This is a genomic window from Alsobacter metallidurans (assembly GCF_014636935.1).
GTDB classification, from domain to species: domain Bacteria; phylum Pseudomonadota; class Alphaproteobacteria; order Rhizobiales; family Beijerinckiaceae; genus Alsobacter; species Alsobacter metallidurans.
In genome coordinates this window covers 1,176,745-1,191,445 of record NZ_BMES01000002.1, presented here as the reverse complement: position 1 = coordinate 1,191,445, position 14,701 = coordinate 1,176,745, and the positions used below count along the sequence as shown (strand labels likewise).

Annotated in this window: 15 protein-coding genes and 1 tRNA gene; 9 read left to right on the top strand and 7 right to left on the bottom strand. The window is 68.4% G+C overall.

The annotated features are described in order from the left end of the window. Nucleotides 1-16: 16 nt before the first annotated feature. Both uvrC and lipB read right to left on the bottom strand, forming a co-directional pair. The gene (uvrC, locus tag IEV99_RS15895) at nucleotides 17-2,101 is read right to left on the bottom strand and encodes an excinuclease ABC subunit UvrC (RefSeq protein ID WP_188519697.1); all 2,085 of its coding nucleotides are present in this window, start codon (nucleotides 2,099-2,101) and stop codon (nucleotides 17-19) included. A gap of 79 nt (nucleotides 2,102-2,180) precedes the next feature. Then, nucleotides 2,181-2,894: a lipoyl(octanoyl) transferase LipB gene (gene lipB, locus IEV99_RS15890; protein ID WP_188518725.1), complete on the bottom strand. Its 714-nt coding sequence runs from the start codon at nucleotides 2,892-2,894 to the stop codon at nucleotides 2,181-2,183. Nucleotides 2,895-3,040: 146 nt separating this feature from the next. On the opposite strand from lipB, the gene IEV99_RS15885 reads away from it, so the two are divergent. Together IEV99_RS15885 and IEV99_RS15880 are read left to right on the top strand one after the other, a co-directional pair. Further along, nucleotides 3,041-3,295 carry a FliM/FliN family flagellar motor switch protein gene (locus IEV99_RS15885; RefSeq protein WP_188518724.1) on the top strand — a complete coding sequence of 85 codons (255 nt, stop codon included), beginning with the start codon at nucleotides 3,041-3,043 and terminating at the stop codon, nucleotides 3,293-3,295. Nucleotides 3,296-3,414: 119 nt separating this feature from the next. After that, nucleotides 3,415-3,501 (top strand) — tRNA-Leu (locus IEV99_RS15880). 73 nt (nucleotides 3,502-3,574) lie between these two features. Here IEV99_RS15880 and IEV99_RS15875 read toward each other — a convergent pair. Beyond that, the gene (locus IEV99_RS15875; protein ID WP_244643893.1) at nucleotides 3,575-4,327 is read right to left on the bottom strand and encodes a polysaccharide deacetylase family protein; all 753 of its coding nucleotides are present in this window, start codon (nucleotides 4,325-4,327) and stop codon (nucleotides 3,575-3,577) included. A gap of 107 nt (nucleotides 4,328-4,434) precedes the next feature. Then, nucleotides 4,435-5,568, bottom strand: a complete 1,134-nt coding sequence (locus IEV99_RS15870) for an acyltransferase family protein (RefSeq protein ID WP_188518722.1) — start codon at nucleotides 5,566-5,568, stop codon at nucleotides 4,435-4,437. A 154-nt stretch (nucleotides 5,569-5,722) separates the two neighbouring features. On the opposite strand from IEV99_RS15870, the gene mgtE reads away from it, so the two are divergent. From mgtE to IEV99_RS15845, 5 genes are all read left to right on the top strand, one after another. After that, nucleotides 5,723-7,132 (top strand): magnesium transporter, encoded by a 1,410-nt coding sequence (gene mgtE / locus IEV99_RS15865; protein ID WP_188518721.1) that lies wholly within the window; start codon nucleotides 5,723-5,725, stop codon nucleotides 7,130-7,132. Nucleotides 7,133-7,226: 94 nt separating this feature from the next. After that, nucleotides 7,227-8,141, top strand: coding sequence for a glycoside hydrolase family 25 protein (locus IEV99_RS15860; RefSeq protein WP_188518720.1), 915 nt, complete (start codon nucleotides 7,227-7,229; stop codon nucleotides 8,139-8,141). Between the two features lie 448 nt (nucleotides 8,142-8,589). Next, nucleotides 8,590-9,423 carry an aldo/keto reductase gene (locus IEV99_RS15855; protein WP_188518719.1) on the top strand — a complete coding sequence of 278 codons (834 nt, stop codon included), beginning with the start codon at nucleotides 8,590-8,592 and terminating at the stop codon, nucleotides 9,421-9,423. A gap of 104 nt (nucleotides 9,424-9,527) precedes the next feature. Continuing rightward, nucleotides 9,528-10,238: a ribonuclease activity regulator RraA gene (locus tag IEV99_RS15850; RefSeq protein ID WP_188518718.1), complete on the top strand. Its 711-nt coding sequence runs from the start codon at nucleotides 9,528-9,530 to the stop codon at nucleotides 10,236-10,238. A gap of 33 nt (nucleotides 10,239-10,271) precedes the next feature. Then, nucleotides 10,272-11,060 (top strand): YdcF family protein, encoded by a 789-nt coding sequence (locus IEV99_RS15845; RefSeq protein WP_188518717.1) that lies wholly within the window; start codon nucleotides 10,272-10,274, stop codon nucleotides 11,058-11,060. Nucleotides 11,061-11,072: 12 nt separating this feature from the next. Here the strand turns inward: IEV99_RS15845 and IEV99_RS15840 are convergent, their stop codons facing one another. Then, nucleotides 11,073-11,363, bottom strand: a complete 291-nt coding sequence (locus tag IEV99_RS15840) for a DUF3253 domain-containing protein (protein WP_188518716.1) — start codon at nucleotides 11,361-11,363, stop codon at nucleotides 11,073-11,075. Nucleotides 11,364-11,394: 31 nt separating this feature from the next. Next, a complete protein-coding gene (locus IEV99_RS15835; protein ID WP_188518715.1) occupies nucleotides 11,395-12,093 on the bottom strand; it encodes a DUF599 domain-containing protein in 699 nt (232 codons plus the stop codon). 143 nt (nucleotides 12,094-12,236) lie between these two features. Here IEV99_RS15835 and IEV99_RS15830 point away from each other — a divergent pair, with 143 nt between their 5' ends. Further along, nucleotides 12,237-12,650 (top strand): rhodanese-like domain-containing protein, encoded by a 414-nt coding sequence (locus tag IEV99_RS15830; protein ID WP_188518714.1) that lies wholly within the window; start codon nucleotides 12,237-12,239, stop codon nucleotides 12,648-12,650. A gap of 18 nt (nucleotides 12,651-12,668) precedes the next feature. On the opposite strand, the gene IEV99_RS15825 is transcribed toward IEV99_RS15830, so the two are convergent. Beyond that, the gene (locus IEV99_RS15825) at nucleotides 12,669-12,902 is read right to left on the bottom strand and encodes a hypothetical protein (protein ID WP_188518713.1); all 234 of its coding nucleotides are present in this window, start codon (nucleotides 12,900-12,902) and stop codon (nucleotides 12,669-12,671) included. A gap of 181 nt (nucleotides 12,903-13,083) precedes the next feature. Between IEV99_RS15825 and IEV99_RS15820 the strand changes: the two genes are divergently transcribed. Next, entirely contained in the window at nucleotides 13,084-14,691 is a 1,608-nt protein-coding gene (locus IEV99_RS15820) for a carboxyl transferase domain-containing protein (protein ID WP_188518712.1), read from the top strand. Nucleotides 14,692-14,701 lie beyond the last annotated feature (10 nt).

The window sequence follows — 14,701 nt, the reverse complement described above, 5'->3', positions numbered from 1 at the left end:
GGGTTGCTCGTCGGCATCAACCGCGCCCCTCGTGGAAGTGATCGTAGACCGCCTTGGCGGTCGCGGCGTTGACGCCCGGCGTCCGGGCGAGGTCGTCCAGCGATGCGCGCGCGATGGCCTTGGCGGTGCCGAAATGCAGCAGCAGCGCGCGCTTGCGCGCCGGGCCGATGCCCGAAATCTCGTCGAGGGGGCTCTTGGTGAACTCCCGCTTTCGCTTTGCCCTGTGCGTGCCGATGGCGAAGCGATGGGCCTCATCGCGCAGTCGCTGGATGAAATACAGCGCCGGATCGCGCGGCGCGAGCTTGAACGGGTCGCGGCCCGGCACGAAGAAGGTTTCGCGGCCGGCGTCGCGGTCCGGGCCTTTTGCGACGCCCACCAGCGGCACGTCCGTGAGGCCGATCTCCTCCAGCGTCTGGCGCGCGGCGTCGAGCTGGCCACGGCCGCCGTCGATCAGAACGAGGTCCGGCCACGCCGGCATCTCGCCGATGTCACGCTCGCGCTCGGGCGCTTGTGCGGCTGCCGCAGCATCGCGCGGGTTCTCCTTCATGAGCCGCGAAAAACGGCGCTTCAGCACCTCGCGCATCATGCCGTAGTCGTCGCCGGGCGTGAGTTCTTCGGACTTGATGTTGAAGGTCCGGTAGTGGGCTTTCGAAAACCCGGCCGGGCCCGCCACCACCATGCCGCCTACGGCGTTTGTCCCCATGATGTGCGAGTTGTCGTAGACCTCAACGCGCCGCGGCGCGGTGGGGAGGCCGAACGCCTGCGCGACGGCGCCGAGCAGCTTTTGCTGCGACGAGGTGTCGGCGAGCCGCCGGCCCAGCGCCTCGCGGGCGTTCTTGGCGGCGTGCTCCACGAGGTCGCGCTTCTCTCCGCGTTTGGGCACGTTGACCTCCACGCGCCCGCCGGCAGTCGCCGTAAGCGCCTCCTCGAGCAGCGTGCGTTCGTCGATCTCGTGCGACAGCAAAACGAGCCGGGGCGGGGGCTTGTCGTCATAAAACTGGGCGATGAAGGCGGCCAGCACTTCGGTGGCGGGCGTCGTTTTGTCGGCCTTGGGAAAGTAGTCGCGATTGCCCCAGTTCTGAAAATTCCGGAAAAAGAACACCTCGACGCAAAACTGCCCTGCCTCCTCGTGGAGGGCGAAAACGTCCGCCTCCTCGGTGTTCTGCGGGTTGATATCCTGCGAGCCCTGGATGGCCGACAGCGCCGCGAGGCGATCGCGGTAGCGCGCCGCGCGCTCGAATTCGAGCTCGTCCGAGGCCTTCTGCATGTCGGCGGCGAGCTGCGCCTTCACGCCCTTGCTCTTGCCGCGCAGGAAGTCGCGGGCCTGGGCGGCGAGGCGGGCATATTCGACATGCCCGACTTCGCCCGTGCACGGGCCGGAGCAGCGCTTGATCTGGTGCAGCAGGCACGGCCGGGTGCGGTTCTCGTAGTAGCTGTCCGTGCAGGACCGCAGCAGAAAGGCGCGCTGCAGCGCGTTGAGGGTGCGGTTCACCGCCCAGACGCTGGCGAAAGGCCCGAAATAATCGCCCGGCCGGTTGCGCGCGCCGCGATGCTTGGTGAGTTGGGGGGAAACGTGGTCGCCCGTGAGCAGGATGTAGGGAAACGACTTGTCGTCGCGCAGCAGCACGTTGAACCGCGGCTTCAGCTGCTTGATGAGGTTGGCTTCCAGCAGCAGCGCCTCGGTCTCGGTCTGCGTGGTGACGAACTCCATCCGCGCCGTTTCGGCGATCACCCGCAGGATGCGCGTTGAATGGCCGACGCCGCGCGCATAGCTGGCGACGCGCTTCTTCAGGCTTCGGGCCTTTCCGACATAGAGGACGCCATCGTCCGCATCGATCATGCGGTAGACGCCTGGGCCGTTGGGAAGGGTCTGCCAGAATGCGCGGATCACCTCCACGCCGTGCTTCACGCGTGAATTGGCGGTGGGGCCCTCGAAATCGATGTCGAGCCCGGCCTGCTCGGCGATGTCGTCGTCGAGGCCCTGCTCGCCGAGTTGGTCGAGCTCCGCCTCGGCGTCGAGATCGTCCTGGAGCGCCTCGTCGTCGAAGACGTCCGGCGCAGGCTCTGCGGCCGGGCGAGTCGTGCGTGGTGATGAAGCCATGGGGGAGATGTACGACGAAGACGCGGCGGAAAAAAGCGTCATGCCATTCCGCGTTGCCCGCAGGCGCAATCAAGCGTCCCTAGCCGACCTGCGACGTCGCGGTCGGGCCGAAAACGTTTTCGAACGCGGCCCGCAGCGCCACGTCGGCGTCGTGCAGCGTCACCGGGAGGCCGAGGTCGACGAGGCTGGTCACGCCGTAGAGTTCCTCGGCGATGCCGCACGGCACGATGCCGCCGAAATGCGACAGGTCCGGCTCGACGTTGAGGCTGATCCCGTGAAACGTAACCCAGCGCCGCACACGGATGCCGATGGCCGCGATCTTGTCCTCGGCGCCCGGCGCCTTTTCGGGCCGGCGGACCCAAACGCCAACGCGGTCCTCGCGCCGTTCGCCGCGCACGTTGAACGCCGCAAGCGTGTCGATCACCCAGGCCTCCAGCGCCGCCACGAAGGCGCGCACGTCGGGCCGGCGGCGCTTCAGGTCCAGCATCACATAGGCCACCCGTTGCCCAGGGCCGTGATACGTGAATTGCCCGCCGCGCCCGGTCCGGTGCACCGGGAACCGCTCGTCCACGAGGTCGCCGTCGCGCGCCGACGTGCCCGCCGTGTAAAGGGGAGGGTGCTCCAGCAGCCAGACGCACTCTGTCGCGGTCCCGGCCGCAATGGCGTCGGCGCGGGCCTCCATGACGCGCAGGGCGTCTTCGTAGGCCACGGGGCCCGGCGTGACGACCCACTCGACGGGCGCCCCGCCCTCGGCCGGCCAGAAGCGCTCAACCAGTTCGTCCCTGATCTTCACCGCGCATTAACCCTGTTATTGGCTCATTGAGACCAGGTGACGGGATCGCCGGCCCGAACATGGCCGCGCCAGTCATCTATGCACCCCGGAGCGCCGCTTCCACCAGCGCCCCGCCCCGGTTTCGTTCGCGTAGTTGGAGCAACTGAGTGACCAACGGTCTCGACATTGTCGGCGTAGACATCTCCATCGTTCTCGGACGCTCCCGGATGCCGATCCACCAACTTCTGCGCATGGGCCGCGGCGCGGTGATCGCGCTCGATTCGGCCGAAGGCGACGAGGTCGAGATCCTCGCCAACGACATGCCGATCGCGCGCGGCAACGTGGTGGTGAACGGCGCGGTGATCACGGTCGAGGTCAAGGAGCTCCTACGTCGCCCGCCAAGCGAGAAAGAGCAGGCCTGATCGGAGCCCGCTTTTCCCGGCGCGCCGCACACACGGCGCTTGTGGACCCGGAATCCTTCTGTTACACGGAGCGCCGTTCCGGTCGGGCGACCTCCTTGGAAGCCCACCTGAAACACGTTGCGGTCGTGGCGGAATTGGTAGACGCGCTAGCTTGAGGTGCTAGTAACTTAACCGTTGTGGAGGTTCGAGTCCTCTCGACCGCACCAGTGCTCTTCGAGCCCCCGGGCTCCGAACGGCGGCAGGACCGAAAGGTCCGGGCCGCCGTTTCGTTTTGGGGTCCTACACCCCACGGTGCAGCCGAATCCCGGCGATGATGCGTTCCGTCTCGCTTGTCCATCCCGCCGGCGCGGCGACTGTCTCGGTTCGACCTGATCCCGGCTGCAGGTGAACCAGCGCATAACCCTCCGCCTTCAGCGCGCGCAAGAACGCCGGCAGCATGGCGGCGGTTTGCGCCTGCGTGTCGTGAAACAGGATCACGCCGCGCCCGGCGTGGCGCAGGCGGTCCATCATGCGTGCGAGCTGGAAATCCGGCGTCATGTGGACCCAATCGGAGGCCCACAGATCGCAGCCGAAAACGCCGATGTCGCGCTCGGCCGCCCAGGCGTTGGCGGCAGGCGTGTCGGCAAAGCCCGGATAACGCAGAAACGGCGCGACGCCGCCCTGGCCGGGTCTGGCGTCAGGTGCGCCGATCGCGGCCGCGATCGCCGCGAAGCCGTGCTCGACCTCGCGAATCTGTGCGGCGCCGGACAGGTTGCGCATGGTCCAGGGATGGGACCAGGTGTGGCAGGCCAGCGTGTGGCCGTTCTCCCGGATGCGCCGCACCAGCGCCGGATGGGCTTCGGCGTTACGGCCAATCAGAAAGAACGTCGCCTTGGCGCCCTCGCAGGCGAGCGCGTCCAGCACCTGTGGGGTGGTTCCGGGGGAGGGCCCGTCGTCGAACGTCAGGACAACCTCGCGAGGTCCGAGCGGCAAGGCGGCCGGGTATGTCTTCAAGCCAACCTGCAGGCCGCCGCGCGTCCCCACCGGGAGCATGCGGGCGGTTCCGAGGCGGTCGGGAGCGCACGTCGAAGCGAGGGACGGGCGGGCTCCTGTCAAGGCGAGCAGGCCTGCCGCAACCGCGCGTCTGGATGGGTGGAACGTCATGCGCGGCCGACCTCCGGCACAGTTGAAGGCGGGGGCGCGGCAAAGCCGCTCGCCGCGTACGGCGCCGGCGCTGATCCAAACCGCCCGGCCCAGATGATGAACGGCTTCTCGATCCACCGATGCGTTACGAGCGCGACCGCGAAGCTGGCCATGACGAGCAGAGGAAACGAGACCGCGAGCGTCGTCCAGTCGGACCTTGGCGCGACTCGTTCGGCGATTTCGAGGCAGGGCAGGGCCAGCGCGAAATGAACGAGGTACATGCTGTAGCTGACTTCGCCGACGGCTCGAAGCGGCCGGCTGGCGAGCAGCGCCGGCGGTCGGCGGGCCGCGAGCGCAGTGGCGGCGGCCGCGATCATGGCGAACACGACGTTGTGCGCGGCCGGAAGCAGCGCCAACATGGCGACCAGCGCCAGCGCCAGCCCGGGCGGAGGCCTCCACCCGAAGCGGCGCGCAGCCAGCGCGGCCGCGACTCCGAACACAAAGACCGGCGCTTGCGCCAACGGGTTCACGAACGCTTCGAACGTCCAGGTTCCTGCTGCTTCGCCACGGAGCTGGAGCTGAAGAGCCAGCAAAGTCGCGACCGCGCAAAGCAGAAGAGCACGCAGCAATCGTCCGTCCAGAACCACGAGGATCACCGGCAACGCGACGTAGAAGGCGACCTCGCAGGAGATCGACCAACCGCCAGGCACAACCGCCAATGCGGCGCCGCCTTGCCAGACGCTTCCGAACAGGGCGCCGATGAGCAGGTCCATCGGGCTCAGCCCGTCGGGCGCGCGCAGGGTGGGACCGAAGCCGGCCAATGCGCCGTAGCCCAGCAGGGCGATCCAGTAGCCTGGGCCGATCCGGGCCAGCCGTCGCAGGGCGTAGTGAGCGAGGCTTCCGCCGTTTTGGCTCATGCGGCAGGTGAGCGTGAAGGCGCTCACGACGAAAAAGAGTTGCACCCCATGCATGCCGTTTTCGGCGATGGCAGAGAGCCATTCGGGCAACTGCAACATGGGCAGGCTCCCCGAACGTTCGTAGATGGCGAGAGCGCCGTAGCGGCCCTCGGCTGCGTGATGGAGGATCACCATCAGGATCGCCACTCCGCGCAAGCCATCGAGCGCCGGCATGTGCTTGGGAAGTGTGGACATCGGCCTTCGGGGTCCGGGCTGGCGAGGACAATCACGCTGCCCGAAATCCTCTAAGGATCCGTAGCTCGCTTCTTGCGGCGGAGAGGCGCGTTGCGCGGGGCGCCGCGAGTGATACAAGGCCCCGGGCCCACCTCCGACTCGGGGACGGATGCGCATGCTGGACCTCGACGACGGCGCCAAGTCGGCTGAGCGGATCCTCGCGTTTCGCGACGAGGAGGGCGACGTCAGCCGCGATTACGTGGACGCCGTCGCGCAAGCCGTTGAGGCCGGGGACGCCGAGAAGGTCCGCGATCTCGTCCGCCCGTTCCACGAGGCCGACCAGGGCGCGTTGATCGAGGCGCTGCCGGCCGACGCACGCGCCCGCCTGATCGGGCTGCTCGGCGACGTCTTCGATTTCGCCGCGCTCACCGAGGTCGACGACAGCATCCGCGAGGAGCTGCTCGACGAGCTGCCGACCAAGACCGTCATCGAGGGCATGAAGGACCTCGAGTCGGACGACGCGGTCTATATCCTCGAGGATCTCGACAAGGACGAGCAGAACGAAATTCTCGAAGGCCTGCCCGCCTCCGAGCGCGTCGCCCTGCAAAAGAGCCTGGACTATCCGGAGGATTCGGCCGGGCGCCTGATGCAGACGGAGCTGGTGGCCGTGCCGCCGTTCTGGACGGCCGGACAGACGCTGGACCATCTGCACGCCACCGAGGATCTGCCGCAGAGCTTTTTCGAGGTCTTCGTGGTGGATCCGGGCCACCGGCTGCTCGGGCAAATCTTTCTCGACAAGCTGGTCCGCAGCCCGCGCATCGAGCGCGTCGACGCGCTGATGAGCACGGATCGGCGGCGCGTACACGCCACCGAGGACCAGGAGCAGGTGGCTCGCCTGTTCGAGCGCTACAATCTCGTGTCCGCCCCGGTGGTGGACGAGGCCGAGCGTCTGGTGGGGGTCGTGACCATCGACGACGTCGTGGACGTGATCCAGGAAGAGGCCGACGAGGACGTGAAGGCGCTCGGCGGCGTGCGCTGGGACGAGGAGCTCTCCGACACCGTGATGACCATCGCGCGCAGCCGGTTCGTGTGGCTGTTCGTGAACCTGATCACGGCCTTCGTGGCCTCGGCCGTGCTGGGGCTGTTCGAGGGGCAACTCCAGAAAATGGTGGCGTTGGCCGTGCTCGCCCCCATCGTGGCCAGCCAGGGCGGCAACGCGGCGACGCAGACCATGACGGTGGCTGTGCGGGCGTTGGCGGTGCGCGAGCTCGGCGCCGGCAACGCCTTCCGGGTGACGCTGCGCGAAAGCCTCGTGGGCCTCCTGAACGGGATCGGTTTCGGCCTGCTCACCGGCGCGGTGGCGTCGCTCTGGTTCCAGGACTGGAACATCGGCGCGGTGATCTGCATCGCCATGCTGGTCAACCTGGTGGCGGGCGCGCTGGGCGGCATCCTCATCCCCCTGACGCTTGAGAAGGTCGGCGCCGATCCGGCCGTGTCGTCCGGCGTCTTTGTCACCACGGTGACGGATGTGGTGGGGTTTTTCTCGTTTCTGGGGATTGCGACGCTCTGGTTCGGCCTGGGGTGATTGCAACCGGCTCCGGTGTGGTGTTTCCTGTTTCTTAAGACCTTTGGTCGATTTGCTGGGTATCGCGTTCCCGTCCACCGAGCGGCGAGCTTTGATGCGTATCCTTTCTCGCGGACCGACCACCGGCGTATTCGGCGCGGTCGCTGTCGCCTTCTCCCTCCTTCTCGCGGGCTGCACGATGGCCCCCGACCACTATCCCCGCAAAGGGGACGTCAAGCCGCATCCCGGCGTGGCGCGGGCGAAGACGTTGCCGATCCACGGCATCGACGTGTCGCGCTGGCAGGGCGAGGTCGACTGGAACTCCGTACGCGATGCCGGCACCAAGTTTGCCTTCATCAAGGCGACCGAGGGTGGCGACCATCTCGACCCGGCGTTCAACCGCAACTGGGCCGGCGCCAAGGCGGCGGGCGTGCCGGTTGGGGCCTATCACTTCGTGTACTGGTGCCGGCCGGCGGCCGAGCAGGCCAAGTGGTTCGTGCAGCACATCCCGACCGATCCGGACGCGCTGCCGCCAGTGCTGGACGTGGAATGGAACGGCCACTCGCAGACCTGCCCGAAAAAGGTGCCGCGCGACGTAGCGCTTGAGAAGATCAAGATCATGCTGGCCGAGTTGGAGCGCCATACCGGCAAGCGGCCGATCATCTACACGGACATCACCTTCCACGAGGAGGTGCTGCGCGGCGAGTTGAACGAGTACCCGTTCTGGATCCGCAGCGTCGCGGCCGAGCCGCACGAGCGCTATTCGGACCGCCAATACGCGCTGTGGCAGTGGACCACCACAGGCCGCGTGCCGGGCATCCGCGGCGACGTGGACCGCAACGCCTTCCACGGCAGCGAGAAGCAGTGGATGGCGTTCCTGGATTCCACACAGCGCCCCGGGGCTGCGCCCGCCCGTCGCATCGCACCCGACATGGCGCCGCCCTCCGGCGCGCCTCCCGGCCTCATGCCGCCTGCGGCAGTGGCGGAGGTCGAGGCCACCGCTTCGGTGCGCAGCTACCTGCCGTTCTGACGTAACCGGGTCTCACAGCCTGACGCACTCTCCCTCGCTGGGCCGAAGTCCCAGCTTTGGAGCTACTCGGGACAGTCATGGGAGCAGTCGCGCGCCTCTGCCTCTCAGGTTCGCAGAATCCCTCCACCGTCATCCCCGGGCTCGACCCGGGGATCCAAGCGCTGGGCTCCGGCGTGGATGGCCGGGACAAGACGGTGCGTTCCCCTCCCGTCATTGCGAGCGAAGCGAAGCAATCCAGCTGATGCTGGGCCATGTAGCTCGAAGCCTACCGCCCGGCGTCTGGATTGCTTCGTCGCTTCGCTCCTCGCAATGACGGCGAGGTGAACCTTCTCCCGCGTGCCCGGCCAGCGTCACGCTGCTGAGCCGCACGGGCGCCCTGCGCGCTGCGTGGGGTGACTTCGGGGCGAGCCGGCCTAGATTGGCCCGCAACAACCCGGAGGATCGCCGCATGTCCCAGCCCATCATCGTCGAAGCCCACGGCGCCCGTATCCCCGCACTCGGGTTGGGGACGTTTCGGTCGGAGGGCCAGGCCTGCGTGGACGCGGTCTTGGAGGCGCTGCGCGTCGGCTATCGGCACGTGGACACGGCCGCGATGTACGGCAACGAAGCCGAAGTCGGCGAGGGGCTGCGCGTCGCCGGCCTGCCGCGCGACGAGGTTTTCGTCACCACCAAGGTGTGGTGGACCGATATCGCGCCCGGCGCGCTCCAGGCGTCGGCCGAGGCCAGCCTGAAGAAGCTCGGGCTGCATCACGTCGACCTGCTGCACATCCATTGGCCGAATCCCGAGATCCCGCTCGCCGACTCTCTCGGCGCCCTTTGCGACGCCAAGCGCCGCGGGCTGGCGCGACACATCGGGGTGTGCAACTTCCCCATTGCGTTGCTGGACGAGGCCGTGCGGCTCTGCGACGAGCCGCTGGTGGCGCTGCAATGCGAGTACCATCCCACGCTGAGCCAACACCGGCTGCTCGCCGAAGCCCGCCGCCACGGCCTGGCGTTCACCTCCTACTCGCCGATCGGCAAGGGAACAGACACCGAGGAGAAGGTCGTCCAGGAGATCGCGGTCGCGCATGGCAAGACCGGCGCGCAGGTGGTGCTGCGATGGCACGTGCAGCAGGACGGCGTGATCGCGATCCCGAAGTCGTCGCATCCGGTCCGCATCCAGCAGAATTACGACATCTGGGACTTTTCGCTCGGAGACGAGGAAATGGCGGCCATCTCGCGGATGGCCCGGCCCGATGGGCGCATGATCAACCCGGCCTTTGCGCCCCAGTGGGATAGCTGAGCCGCAGCCATGCGCGCCGCGCCGTCCAGCCCGCGCGGGCGCGCCTTGCGCGGCGGCCGGCCCGGCGCCACTCTCCGCCGCCCATTATCCAGGATTGATCCGCCATGTCTCTCGACGCCGCCACGCTTGCCGCCTTCCAGGAGATCTCCACCGCCACCATCACGACGGTGCTGCTGAAAAAGGGTCTGCGGCGGCTCTGGATGAGTGGGCCGATGCCGCTGCCTACCGCGCAGGGCAAGCGTATCGCCGGCAAGGCGTTCACGATGCGCTTCGTGCCGGCGCGCGAGGACCTCGCGACGCCCGAATCCTGGTCGTCGCCGCGCTCTACCCGCGCAGCCATCGAGGACATGCCCGAAGGCTGCATCGCGGTGGTGGACGCCATGGGGGTCACGGACGCCGGCATCTTCGGCGACATCCTCGCTTTCCGCATGGCCAAGCGCGGCGTTTCGGCGCTGATCACCGACGGCGTTATGCGCGACATCTCGGGCGTGCTCTCGACCGGCCTGCCCGTGTGGTGCCAGGGCACGGCCGCCCCGGCCTCGGTGGCGGGCCTGACCTTCGTGGGCTGGCAGGAGCCGATCGCCTGCGGCGGCGTCGCGGTGTTCCCGGACGACGTCATCGTGGCCGACGCGGACGGCGCGGTGTGCATCCCTGCCGCCTATCTCGAAACCGTGCTCAAGGAAGGCCCCGAGCAGGAGCGGCTCGAAGCCTGGATCATGACCGAGGTCGGCCGCGGCGTGCCGCTGCCGGGGCTCTACCCCGCCAATGCGGAGACCAAGGCGCGTTACGAGGCGTTCAAGGCCAACAAGGGCTGAGCCGCCGGGACCAGCGCCGGGCGAGGGGGCCAGATGTATTTCGTTCTCTCGAAGGTCCTCTGGCTGCTGGCCGGACCCACGAACCTGCTCGCCCTGGCGACGCTCGCCGGCGGGCTGCTCGGCTTCACGCGCTTCCGGCGCGCGGGCCGGGCGCTGACCGTTGCGGGCGCATCATTGCTGCTTGTGATCGGCCTCCTGCCGGTCGGCACGTTCCTGATCCTGCCGCTCGAGCAGCGCTTCCCAGCGTGGCGAGACGATGGCCAGCCGTTTGTGGGCGTGATCGTGCTCGGCGGCGCGCCGGAGCCGGCGAACTCGCGCGGGCGCGGACAATTGCTGATGAACGAAGGAGCCGAGCGCCTCGTCGCCATGGCGGATCTCGCCCGGCGATATCCGGAAAAGCCGGTGGTGTTCACCGGCGGATCCGGCGACTTGGTAGACCAGGACAGCACCGAAGCCGCCGTGCTGGAGCAGCATATCGGCGAGCTTGGCCTTGCTCCGGGGCGCATCACGTTTGAGCGGCGCTCCCGCAACACCTACGAGAACGCGCTGTTCACCCGCGATCTCGTGAAGCCGCAGGGCGGCCAGCGCTGGCTGCTGGTCACCTCCGCCTACCACATGCCGCGTTCGATGGGCTTGTTCCGGGCGGCCGGCTTCGACGTCGTGCCGTTCCCGGTCGATTATCGTACGGCGGGGCCCGGCGACATCAAGATGGCGCTCGCGGTCGGCGACGGGCTGAAGCGCTTTGAAACGGCAACCCGGGAGTGGATTGGCCTGGCGGTGGAGCGCGCCGCCGGGCACACGCGGGAGCTGTTCCCGGGCTGAGGCTGTTTCGGCTTAATCCTGCCGGGGAAGGCCGATGCGGTAGACGCCCTTGAAGTCGTCCGGGTCGACCGGCTTGCCCTTGCGGTAGATCACGATCTGCCCCGCATGAGCGAGGCGCACGGCCGCGCGGCGCACCGGGATCATCAAGGGCCCCCAGCCGTCCGGATGCGGGCCGCCGAGTTCGCGCGCCACTTCGGATGGGCAGATCGTCTTCTCGGCCCCGCGGTCGCCCGCGAGCGACAGGATCGTGGCCTCCAGGGTTTCGGCGGGGATCTTGGCGGGGGCAGTCGGCTGAGTCGTCATCGCGCTTGCGTGCGCCCAAGCGCAGGTCGGGTCAAGTCGCGCCAGCGTCGGACGCGGAGAGCGCCGCCCGCATGCCGTCGGACCGAAACTGGCGCAGCGCCATCACGACCAGCACCGCGAAGGTCGACAGAATGAACACCGTCGGCGACCAGAACCAGCCGAGATAGCCGAGCGCGAAAAAGAACGCGCGCTGGCCGCGGTTGAAGTGCCGCCCCGCCGCCGTGGTCATGCCGGCGACGCTGTGGGCGTGCATCAGCGCGGCGGGATCGTCGGCCGCCTCAACGGGCGGCGTCGCGCCGAGCAGGATCGCCGCGTAGTTGAACAGGCGGTAGCTCCACGCGAATTTGAAAAACGCGTAGACGAAGATCACTGCGAGCCCGATCACCTTCATCTCCCAGAGCCCGCGCTGTGTTTCGATGCCGAAGGGCAGGTCGCCGAACACCCGCAGCACGTCGTCGGCGGCGCGCAGCAGCGTCAGGGAGCCGCCTACCGCCAGCAGGGACGTGGAGGCGAAAAAGGCCGAGCCGTTTTGCAGGCTGGCCATGATCTGGGTGTCGATGATGCGCACGTCTCGCGCCAGCATCCGCTCCATCCAGCGCCGGCGAAACTCGTGCATGATGCCGTTGAGGCTGCGCCGGCCGAGCCGGTTGCCCTCCACGAGCAGCACATAGCCGACCCAGGCGACCAGGAAAAACGCGATGGCGGCGAGGTCGAGCTTGGAAAAGATCATGCCGCAGAATGGCGCGGCGCGACGGGGCCGTGCAAGCCGCCTCGTTGTTGTGAATGCGGTGGCGCACAGCCAAGGCCGTGCTTGCGCGGTTGACGCGGGTCGCGACGCCGACCCATCCTCCTGGCCCATCAGGGGAGAGACGCATGCCGCAGACCATCAGCAAGGGCTACAAGGCCCTGCTCGCCGAGGCCAACGCCGTGGTGGACACCGTGCCGGCGGCCGACGCGATCGGCCTTCTTGGCCGCGACGACACGGTGCTGGTGGATCTCCGCGACCCGCGCGAGCTGGAGCGGGAAGGGCGCGTGCCCGGCGCGGTGCACTGCCCGCGCGGCATGCTGGAATTCTGGATTGACCCGGAAAGCCCCTACCACAAGCCGGTGTTCGCCGAGGACAAGCGCTTCGTCTTCATGTGCGCGGGCGGCTGGCGCTCGGCGCTGGCGGCCCGGACGGCGCGCGAGATGGGCCTGAAGCCGGTGGCGCATGTGGGCGGCGGCTTTAAGGCCTGGAAGGAGGCTGGCGGCCCAGTGGAGCCGGTTCAACCGAAACCGAAGGGCTGAGCGCTTTCGCGAGTCGGCTCAGAGCTTTCCGAGCAGCTCTTCGAGAGTTGATTCCGCGCCGGCTGGAACCGGCCCGGAGGTGAGGGCGCCGAGCAGCAGGCCGCCGAGCGCGTCGTCCACCAGGGCCGTCGCCGCCCCGAAAGCGAGCAGGCCGAGCACGCGCGACGCCGTTCCGGCCCCGGGCTGCCGCATGGACCTGCCTGCCCAACCGCAGAGCGCCGCCATCGCGAGCGCCAGAATCTGATGCGTCATGCCGCCCTCCTGCAGCGGAGTTTAGCGCAGGGGCGTTCCCGATCCGTTGTGCCCGCTGCGCATCCCCGCAGGCTCGTGACGGCGCGCCAAGGCGCCGTGTGCATCCGCTCGCGATTGCCTTCCGGCCCGCTTGCGGCATGATCTGCGCGCCCGGTGCGACTCCGGGCGCAGGGAGTTTCGCGTGGCCGTCCTATCGAGCGTCGTCGATCGTTTTTCACCGGAGTTCGAGAGCAACGCCGCGCAGTGGCGCCAACTCGCGGACGAGTTGCGTGGCCGGCGCGGAGCCGCCGCGGCCGGCGGGCCTCCCAAGGCGCGGGAACGCCACCTCGCGCGCGGCAAGCTCCTGCCGCGCGAGCGCGTGATGCGGCTGCTCGATCCGGGCTCACCCTTTCTGGAGATCGGCGCGCTCGCGGCCCACGGGATGTATGACGACGCCATCCACGGGGCCGGGATGATCGCCGGCATCGGCCGCGTGGAAGGCCGCGAGGTGATGGTGGTCTGCAACGACAGCACCATCAAGGGCGGCACCTACTACCCGATGACGGTGAAGAAGCACCTGCGGGCTCAGGAGATCGCGCGCGAGAACCGGTTGCCCTGCGTATACCTCGTCGATTCGGGCGGCGCGAACCTGCCGCACCAGACCGAGGTGTTCCCCGACAAGGAGCATTTCGGCCGCATCTTTTACAATCAGGCGACGCTGTCCTCGCTCGGCATCCCGCAGATCGCGGTGGTGATGGGCTCATGCACGGCCGGCGGAGCCTATGTGCCGGCCATGTCGGACGAGACCATCATCGTGCGCCGGCAGGGCACCATTTTCCTGGGCGGCCCGCCGCTCGTGAAAGCCGCCACCGGCGAGGAGGTCTCGGCCGAGGACCTCGGCGGCGCCGATGTGCACGCCCGGATCTCGGGCGTGGCCGACCACTACGCGGCCGACGACGCCCACGCGTTGGCGCTGGCCCGGCGGATCGTCGCCAACCTCAACACCCGCAAGCCCGACGACCTCGCGATCGCAGAACCCGAGGAGCCGCTGCTGGATCCCGACGAACTCGAAGGGCTTGTTCCGACCGACCTGAAGAAGCAGTACGACATTCGCGAGGTGATCGGCCGGCTGGTGGACGGCTCGCGCTTCGACGAGTTCAAGGCGCTCTACGGAACCACGCTGGTGACCGGCTTCGCCCGGATCTGGGGCATGCCGATCGGCATCATCGGCAACAACGGCATCCTGTTTTCCGAGTCGGCCGTGAAGGGCGCGCACTTCATCGAGCTGTGCGCCCAGCGGCGCATCCCGCTGCTGTTCCTGCAGAACATCTCGGGCTTCATGGTGGGCCGGCAATACGAGGCCGGCGGCATCGCCAAGGACGGCGCGAAGCTTGTCACGGCGGTCGCGTGCGCCAAGGTGCCGAAGATCACCCTGCTGCTCGGCGGCTCCTTCGGGGCCGGCAATTACGGCATGTGCGGGCGCGCCTACGGCCCGCGATTCCTGTTCAGCTGGCCGAACTCGCGCATCTCGGTGATGGGCGGCGAACAGGCCGCCAGCGTGCTCGCCACCGTGCGGCGCGACAACATCGAGGCGGAGGGCCGCAAGTGGCCGGTCCGCGAGGAGGAGGCCTTCAAGGCTCCGATCCGGGCGCAGTACGAAGCCGAGGGCAACCCCTATTACGCCACCGCGCGGCTGTGGGACGACGGGATCATTCTCCCGTCCGAAACCCGCCGCGTCCTCGGACTGGCCTTTTCGGCCTGCCTTAACGCCCCCGTGGAGGAGACGCGCTTCGGCGTGTTCCGGATGTGACGAAGCGATC

Excerpts from the sequence above, each read along its gene's own strand:
- uvrC (WP_188519697.1), bottom strand. The coding sequence starts at position 2,101 with ATGGCTTCATCACCACGCACGACTCGCCCGGCCGCAGAGCCTGCGCCG.
- IEV99_RS15875 (WP_244643893.1), bottom strand. The coding sequence starts at position 4,327 with ATGCTCCCGGTGGGGACGCGCGGCGGCCTGCAGGTTGGCTTGAAGACA.
- IEV99_RS15870 (WP_188518722.1), bottom strand. The coding sequence starts at position 5,568 with ATGTCCACACTTCCCAAGCACATGCCGGCGCTCGATGGCTTGCGCGGA.
- mgtE (WP_188518721.1), top strand. The coding sequence starts at position 5,723 with ATGCTGGACCTCGACGACGGCGCCAAGTCGGCTGAGCGGATCCTCGCG.
- IEV99_RS15860 (WP_188518720.1), top strand. The coding sequence starts at position 7,227 with ATGCGTATCCTTTCTCGCGGACCGACCACCGGCGTATTCGGCGCGGTC.
- IEV99_RS15855 (WP_188518719.1), top strand. The coding sequence starts at position 8,590 with ATGTCCCAGCCCATCATCGTCGAAGCCCACGGCGCCCGTATCCCCGCA.
- IEV99_RS15850 (WP_188518718.1), top strand. The coding sequence starts at position 9,528 with ATGTCTCTCGACGCCGCCACGCTTGCCGCCTTCCAGGAGATCTCCACC.
- IEV99_RS15845 (WP_188518717.1), top strand. The coding sequence starts at position 10,272 with ATGTATTTCGTTCTCTCGAAGGTCCTCTGGCTGCTGGCCGGACCCACG.
- IEV99_RS15840 (WP_188518716.1), bottom strand. The coding sequence starts at position 11,363 with ATGACGACTCAGCCGACTGCCCCCGCCAAGATCCCCGCCGAAACCCTG.
- IEV99_RS15835 (WP_188518715.1), bottom strand. The coding sequence starts at position 12,093 with ATGATCTTTTCCAAGCTCGACCTCGCCGCCATCGCGTTTTTCCTGGTC.
- IEV99_RS15830 (WP_188518714.1), top strand. The coding sequence starts at position 12,237 with ATGCCGCAGACCATCAGCAAGGGCTACAAGGCCCTGCTCGCCGAGGCC.
- IEV99_RS15825 (WP_188518713.1), bottom strand. The coding sequence starts at position 12,902 with ATGACGCATCAGATTCTGGCGCTCGCGATGGCGGCGCTCTGCGGTTGG.